The 7,745-nt window shown below is 47.3% G+C and carries 6 protein-coding genes; 5 read left to right on the forward strand and 1 reads right to left on the reverse strand.

The features are described 5' to 3' along the window. From VIM72_RS07890 to VIM72_RS07900, 3 genes are all read left to right on the forward strand, one after another. A partial coding sequence (locus tag VIM72_RS07890; RefSeq protein ID WP_332002292.1) for a DUF3375 family protein occupies positions 1-944 on the forward strand: 944 nt, incomplete at its 5' end. Positions 945-948: 4 nt separating this feature from the next. Next, on the forward strand, positions 949-1,539 hold the full coding sequence (locus tag VIM72_RS07895) for a DUF4194 domain-containing protein (RefSeq protein WP_332002293.1): 591 nt from the start codon (positions 949-951) through the stop codon (positions 1,537-1,539). Beyond that, positions 1,520-4,909, forward strand: a complete 3,390-nt coding sequence (locus VIM72_RS07900; RefSeq protein WP_332002294.1) for an ATP-binding protein — start codon at positions 1,520-1,522, stop codon at positions 4,907-4,909. Before VIM72_RS07895 ends, VIM72_RS07900 begins: the two co-directional genes overlap by 20 nt. 172 nt (positions 4,910-5,081) lie before the next feature. On the opposite strand, the gene VIM72_RS07905 is transcribed toward VIM72_RS07900, so the two are convergent. Then, a complete protein-coding gene (locus tag VIM72_RS07905; protein WP_332002295.1) occupies positions 5,082-5,465 on the reverse strand; it encodes a helix-turn-helix domain-containing protein in 384 nt (127 codons plus the stop codon). Positions 5,466-5,581: 116 nt separating this feature from the next. Between VIM72_RS07905 and VIM72_RS07910 the strand changes: the two genes are divergently transcribed. Both VIM72_RS07910 and VIM72_RS07915 read left to right on the forward strand, forming a co-directional pair. Beyond that, entirely contained in the window at positions 5,582-6,592 is a 1,011-nt protein-coding gene (locus tag VIM72_RS07910; RefSeq protein ID WP_332002296.1) for an NAD(P)-dependent alcohol dehydrogenase, read from the forward strand. A 215-nt stretch (positions 6,593-6,807) separates the two neighbouring features. Next, a partial coding sequence (locus VIM72_RS07915) for a cytochrome ubiquinol oxidase subunit I (RefSeq protein ID WP_332002297.1) occupies positions 6,808-7,745 on the forward strand: 938 nt, incomplete at its 3' end.

The following is a 7,745-nucleotide window of genomic DNA, read 5'->3' on the forward strand; positions in this document are numbered from 1 at the left end:
CCATCACAGGTAAAGTACAGGTGTTTGACGATACCCAGATCAAGGAAAGGTTCTACGACGTAAACCGTATGTCGCGCGAGCTCCTGAGCGATTTCAAGGAAGTGGAACAAAACTTTGAACAGATCACGCAGGAAATTTACCGCAAGCAAAGCGAAAGAGACATCGCCAAAGGCGCCCTGCTGGCTTATACGCTCGACTCATTCGAAGCCCTCCGCCAGAAAGACCAGGGGAAAAGCTTTTATTCCTTCTGGCAATTCCTCATGGATGAAAACAAGCAGGAGGAAATGCGCGACATGATCGAAAAACTCTACACCCTGCTTGAAGAAAGGAATATCGAATATAAAAACGACCGCTTCTTAAAAAAACTCAAACAATTCCTCCACGCCTCCGGCAAAAAAGTAATTGATGCCAACAAAAAACTGAGCGATAAACTCAGCCGCGTGCTCAGTGAAAATAATCTCACGGATCGCCGGAAAGCCCTGGAACTGATCAACGATATCAGGCAACTGGCCTTTCAATCACTGGAAAATCCTCCGGGCGAGGAATTTTTTATAGAGATAGAAAGCGATCCGGAAATAGACCTCCTCGACCGATGGGATATGGCGGAAGAGAAAAAGCCGAACATCGAAGTGGAATTCCCCGAAGGAATGGGTGGCACTGAGTTTGACGATAATGACCTGAACGCATTATTCAACCATTTTAATATAGACCGTACCCTGCTGGAAGACCGTATTTCCACACAACTGGAAAACAAAAAGCAGGTTAGCCTGAAAGAACTGGTAGAAATTTATGGCGCCGAAAAAGGGCTCACTGAGCTCATTACCTATTTTTCCATCGCCAGCCAGTCGGCCCACCACATTATCCTGGAAACCCCGGATCCGGTAACACTGGGCAACCGTACCATCAATATGCCGATGGTACTGTTCACAAATTCACAAAACTAATATCATGGCCGAGAAAAATATATCTCCCTTTGCACACGTGTTTCTAAAACTCATGCAGGGACCTGTATACGAAGAAGATAAATCTTACTGGAAAGACCTGCTGGGATGGCAAACAGAGCTCAGCAAATACCTGCAGCAAACAGGCCTGCAACTGGTGGTAAATGAATCCGACGGGTTTGCACGTATCGTACAACCCGAAACAGATGATACCACTGATAAGCCGTTGCCACGCCTCATGCGCAAAACCAGGCTCACTTACGAAGCCACCCTGCTATGCATAGTGCTCCGCGAAGCCCTCGATGAATTCGATATCCAGGGCAATGGCACCCGTCTTTTTATGACGCAGAAAGAAATCAAGGAAAGACTTGCACTCTTCTTCAAAGAACGACACAACAAATCAAAACTGCTGAAAGATCTCAACAAACCGATTAACAGCCTCTTAAATGTAGGCGTGCTGAAAACTACCCGGGAGGACGCTGCCAACAAGGAAATGCATCAATACGAGGTAAAAAGGATCATCAAAGCACTGGTGAATAACGAGAAACTGGAAGAAATAAAATCAAAATTAAAACTGCATGTCCACCCTGTTCAATAGTGATTCAAAAGAAAGTGGATTCCGGTTGCAATATTTTGAAATATACAACTGGGGCACTTTTCACAACAAAATATATCGCGTTAATACCAACGGAAATACTTCCCTGCTCACCGGCGCAAACGGTAGCGGTAAAACTACTTTGATCGATGCGCTGCTCACATTGCTGGTACCATCGGGCAAAAGGTTCTATAACCAGTCGTCCGGTACAGAGCAACGCCGCGACAGGGGAGAGGAATCCTACTTCTGGGGCTACTATGGTAAAACATTCTCTGAAGAATCCCAGCAATCAAAAACAGACCAGCTCCGTCATAAGGAGAACAATCCTTATTCTGTACTGCTGGCCTATTTTTACAACGCTGCCACCATGCATCAGATCACACTGGCACAGGTAAGATGGTACTCCGGTGAAATGAAACGCCAGTTCATTGTTTCGCCGCACAAACTCAATATCAACGAACATTTCGGTAGCGGGAAATTTGATGTAAAAGGCGACTGGAAAAAAAGGCTGCGCCTTGAGTTTCCAAAAACAGAAATCACCGACAGCTTTAAAGAATACGCAGCCCTGTTCAGCAACATCTTCGGGCTTCGAAGTGAAAAGGCTCTGTCGCTCTTTAACCAAACCGTTGGAATCAAAGTGCTCGGGGATCTGAACACGTTTATCCGTGGCCAGATGCTGGAAGAAACAGACAGCGAAAGCGAATTCCTGAAACTGCGCGAAAACTATGATAGCTTGCTTACCAGTCACCGCGCTATCCAGAAAGATGAAACCCAGCTGAAACTGCTGGAACCCATCATTGAAAACCGTGCGGCCTGGCAACAGCTGCAGGACAGGAACCGGGAACTGCAAATGCTCCAGGACCTCCTTCCTTCCTGGTTCAATAAACAGGAAAAAGATATCCTGGAAAGGGAACTGGAATCTTTACAAAAAGAACAACAGGCAACTACCCGCAGTCTCACCGGCATCAATGAACAACTCCAGTCGCTTCACCTGCGCAAAGATGAACTGATAGCGCAAAAGGCGAATAACAGCGTGGATGAACAACTGCGCTCTATTGAAAAATCCATCCATTACGAACAAAAAGCCATGGAGGCCAAACGTAATAAGATGGAAGAATACAATATGCTTACAGACCGGCTGGAACTGGCTCCCAACCCGGATGAGCAACAATTCCACGAAAATATTGCCGGCGCTGAACAAATGAAAACGGCGCACGATAAACAGCTTGAAACGATACAGGAAGAAATTTTTCATCATAAGAGCAGCCTGGCCGCAGAAAGATCACAGCTAACAAAGCTGGAAGAAGAAATAGATTCCTTCCTTCACCGGAAAAATAATATTCCGTATGAACTGATCCGTATCCGTCAGCAGCTGGCAAATATGCTGGATATCCAGGAAGACGACCTGCCTTTTGCCGGGGAGCTGATCAGGGTAAAAGACGCGGAGCTTCATTGGGAAAATGCTATCGAAAAAGTACTGCACAACTTCGGTTTGCGCCTCCTGGTGCCGGAAGAATATATACTGGACATCAACCGGTACATCAACTCCAACAACCTGCAAACCCGCCTTGTATACCACAAAGTAGAAGACGAAAGTTATACCATGCTGCGCATGCCTTCCGAAAAGGAAAGCCTGTTACAAAAAATAGAGATCAAACCAGGCACTATCTTCAAGGAATGGCTGCAAAACCAACTGCTCGACCAGTTTGATTATACCTGTACAGATGATATGACAGTGTTTAACCGCAGCCGGAAAGCGGTTACTTCCAACGGACTAACGCGGCAGGCTACACGCCATGAAAAAGATGACCGCCCCAATCGTTCCCAGCAAAACAATTATGTGCTGGGATGGAACAATAAAAACAAACTACGCCTGTTAAAAGAACAGCAGGACGAATGCAATAATATTATTGAAACGCTGCAGCACAGCATTTCAAAACTGGAAGACAGCAGGAAGGCCATCGGCAATATCAATGCTTTGCTGAATGCGTTGTTGTCGCTGCGCAACTACAGTGAAATCAACTGGCAAACCCATGCCGGCGTTATTGAATCTTTTGCCCGTGAAAAAGCGGCGCTGCTCAAAACCAGCGATAAATACCAGGTGATCTGCGATCAGCTGGACGAAGTGGTGCTGCAGATACAGGACAAAGAAAAAGAAAAAGAAAAAACGCTGCAACAGAAAGGCAGCCTGGATGATAAAGCTGCGGAAAAACTACGCCATTTCAACCAGCTGAAGGTGAATAAACTGGACGATATTTCTCTTCAATACGTGCTGGAATATCTTTCCGACCTGTCGCTGACCGAACCGGCCGAAACCACCATAGAACTGGCAGCCTACCGTAAACGGGCCAATGATAATATGCAGGCCACCCTGCACGACGCGATGCGCCTCTCTGCGGAAAAAGAAGCGGAAATCACCCGGCAGCTGGCAGCCTTTGTAATGCCGCCCAAAGCCATTCACGACACCTTCCCCGACTGGTTGGGCGATGTTACTGACCTCCAGCCGCATGTAAAGTACCTGGATGAATTTACCTCACTGTATGAGCGCATTAAGTTCCAGCGGCTCATTGAGCACAAGGAACGGTTCCGCAAGTATATGGACACCAGTATGCTCAATGCCATCACCAACTACCGGGCATGGATATACGGACAGGAAGATCTTATCCGCGAAGTAATGGAAGACCTGAACGAACCGCTGCGCAACATCACTTTCAATAAGAACCCGGATACTTATCTGCAGCTGGAATGCAGGCATGTACGCGATGTGGAGATCCGCAACTTCAAAGAGAAACTCAGCAACGCAGTGCCTGATTCGTATAAGTACCATCTCGAAAAAGATGAAGCTTACGGCGATCAGCTGTTTGAAAATATCAAACTGCTCATCACGGAACTACAGCAAAATGAAGCCTGGCGCCGCAAAGTAACAGATGTGCGCAACTGGCTCGACTTTGGTGCGAAAGAATTTTATGTAGCGGATAATAAGGCGTTCAAGTATTATGAAGATACTGCCAGTCTTTCCGGTGGGGAAAAAGCACAATTCACCTACACCATCCTGGGCGCTGCCATTGCCTACCAGTTTGGTATCAATGAAGCCAACCGCCAGCACCGCAGCCTGCGTTTCATCACGGTAGATGAAGCCTTCAGCAAACTGGATCCTGAAAAGAGCCACTATCTTATGGAGTATTGCGGGCAGCTGAACCTGCAGCTACTGGTAGTAACGCCGCTGGATAAACTGAATATTGCAGAGCCTTATATTCATGCCTGTCACTTTGTGGCGAATAAGAACAAACGCGACTCCGTGGTATACAACTTCACCATGGAAGAGTACCGCGACAGGAAGCAGGAATTCGAGTCAATGGCGGCGTTGTCCTGAGCGGAGGGATCGCCTTCGGCGATTGTCTTGGAACACTGATTACGCTGATTATACTGATTTGTCTGATTTTGTTTTTAAGGGAGATATAAGCGGATCTATTCGCTTATATCTCCCTTATAATTTTATAAAATTCCAAAACTAAAAATCAAACAAATCAGTATAATCAGCGTAATCATGCTCCAAGACAATTTACCACCGCCGAAGGCGGTTCTTCGCACAGCGGCGCCATTCCCATCTGTTTGCGCCCCCACTCGCTTAGCAAGGTGATGAAGGGCAGCAGCTCCCTGCCTGTAGGCGTTAGCTGGTATTCCACGCGTGGCGGTACTTCCAGGTATACATGCCGGGATACCAGGTCATCATCTTCCAGTTCCCGTAATACCTGCGTCAGCATTTTAGGCGTTATGCCTGTAAGGAGCCTGCGTAGCTCTCCATATCTTTTGATCCCGTTCCTCAGGTGATAAATTACACGTCCTTTATGCTTTCCGCCAATCCGTTGAAAAGCATAATCTACTGCGCAAACGGTATCAGCATGAATATTTTTTCCGGATTTCTTCATTTTTTTCACATTGATTATCAGCAATAGTATCTGTCTGGTATCTACATTCCCAAATGGTGCATACTTGTCTGATATGAAGTTAGGGACCAATTTTGTGAAAGAAAAAAATAGTTCTTATGAAAGCAATACAACAGGTAGCATTCGGACTGGAAAGTTTACAACTGAAAGAAGTACCCACTCCCACGCCAGGTCCCGGTGAAGTGCTGGTAAAAATTGAAGCGGCAGCGCTCAATTACCTCGATGTGGCGCTCGCCACCGGTACCTACAGTAAGGAACTGCCACTGCCACGCATTCCCACTTCCGATGGAGCCGGCGTGGTGGCCGCTACAGGCGATAAGGTAACGCTATGGCAACCCGGCGACCGGGTAGCTATTCACTACAACCAGCTCTGGCAGCATGGATATGCCACCCCGGCTACCAACCATATCAGAACAGGCGTTAGCACGCCCGGCCTGCTGGCAGAATATGCCGTGATCCCAGAATATGCACTGGTACGCACACCAGCCAACTTAACCAGCGTGGAAGCCGCTACGCTACCGGTTGCCGGCGTTACCGCATGGACGGGCCTCATGAGCTACGCAGGCATTAAAGCGGGGCAAACAGTGCTCACACAAGGCACCGGCGGCGTATCCCTCTTTGCCATGCAGATAGCACTGGCAGCAGGCGCTAAAGTGATTGCCACCAGCAGTCATCCGGACAAACTGAAAAAATTAAAAGACCTCGGCGCCCATGAAGTGATCGATTATAAAAAGTATCCCGACTGGCACGAAGAAGTAAAACGTATCACCGCCGGGGAAGGAGTGCATGCTACTTTAGATATTGCCGGCGCCGCCACCATAGTTAATTCCGTGAAATCCGTTGGCTTCAATGGTTTTGTAGGACTGGTGGGCTTTATTGCAGGCGCACAGCTGCCGCTTGACCTGTTTACAGTAGTAGGCAGCTATATCAGGTTGCAGGGATATTCTGTAGGCAGCCTGAAAAGTTTCCAGGAGCTGGCCGCCGCTGTGGAAACAAACGATATCCACCCGGTAATAGACAGCGTATTCCCTGTAAGCCAGGCGCAGGAAGCCTTTAAGTATATGGGCAGCGGCAATTATTTCGGGAAAGTGGTAATAGAAATGAAATAAATTAGCGGACATATAAACGTCCTGCTCCTCAGCAGGACGTTATACCAAGTAAACCATTACACTAAAATTATTGTTTCAAGATAGTGAAAACAAGTGGAAAAACGGGGTTATTAACTTGTTAAGGTGATGATAACATTATATTTTTATCAATACATGACAAACATCAGTTTCATGGATATCTTCACCAGCTACCTTTGTATCAATAATTGAATATTATGCCTTCAGTAGAAATACTATCCAGGATACAGTTTGCGTTTACCATTGCCTTTCATTACATCTATCCCCCGCTGAGCATAGGCCTGGGGCTATGCCTTGTGATCATGGAGGGCTTGTACCTTAAAACGGGCTTATCGCTTTATAAGGATATTACACGATTCTGGATTAAGATATTTGCATTGATCTTCGGGATCGGTGTAGCCACAGGCATTGTAATGGAATTTGAATTTGGCACTAACTGGGCTACCTATTCACATTATGTAGGCGACATTTTTGGAAGCGCGCTGGCAGCGGAAGGTATTTTTGCCTTTGCCATGGAGTCGGCCTTCCTTGGGGTATTACTATTTGGATGGAACCGTGTTCACAAAGGCGTCCATTTCTTTTCTACCTGTATGGTGGCGCTGGGCTCGATCTTCTCCGCATTGTGGATCGTTATTGCCAATTCCTGGCAGCAAACGCCGGCGGGCTACCGCATAGAAGGCCACGACCTGCAGGCACGCGCAGTGGTCACCGATTTCTGGGAAATGGTGCTGAACCCGTCTTCTGTTGACAGGTTTTCGCATGTGATCATCGGCTCTTTCCTCGCGGGCTCTTTCCTGGTGATGAGTGTGGGCGCCTGGTACGTTCTCAGAAATCTTCATGCAAAACATGCGCAGGCCATGTTCAAAGTGGGGCTTGGCGTAGCAGCCATTGCAGCGCTGATGCAGCTTTTTACCGGGCACCGCTCTGCGCATTATGTAAGCAAATATCAACCCGCCAAACTGGCCGCCATGGAAGGCCACTACGATAGTGCTGCAGTAGCGCCCATGTATATTGTGGGTTGGGTAGATAATAAAAAAGAAAAAACAACCGGTATAAAAATTCCCGGTGGTCTTTCCTTTCTTACGCATGGCAGCTTCTCCGCCCCGGTAGAGGGTTTGAGGGCTACGCCGAAAGC

It is taken from the genome of Chitinophaga sp. (assembly GCF_036569185.1).
GTDB lineage: Bacteria > Bacteroidota > Bacteroidia > Chitinophagales > Chitinophagaceae > Chitinophaga.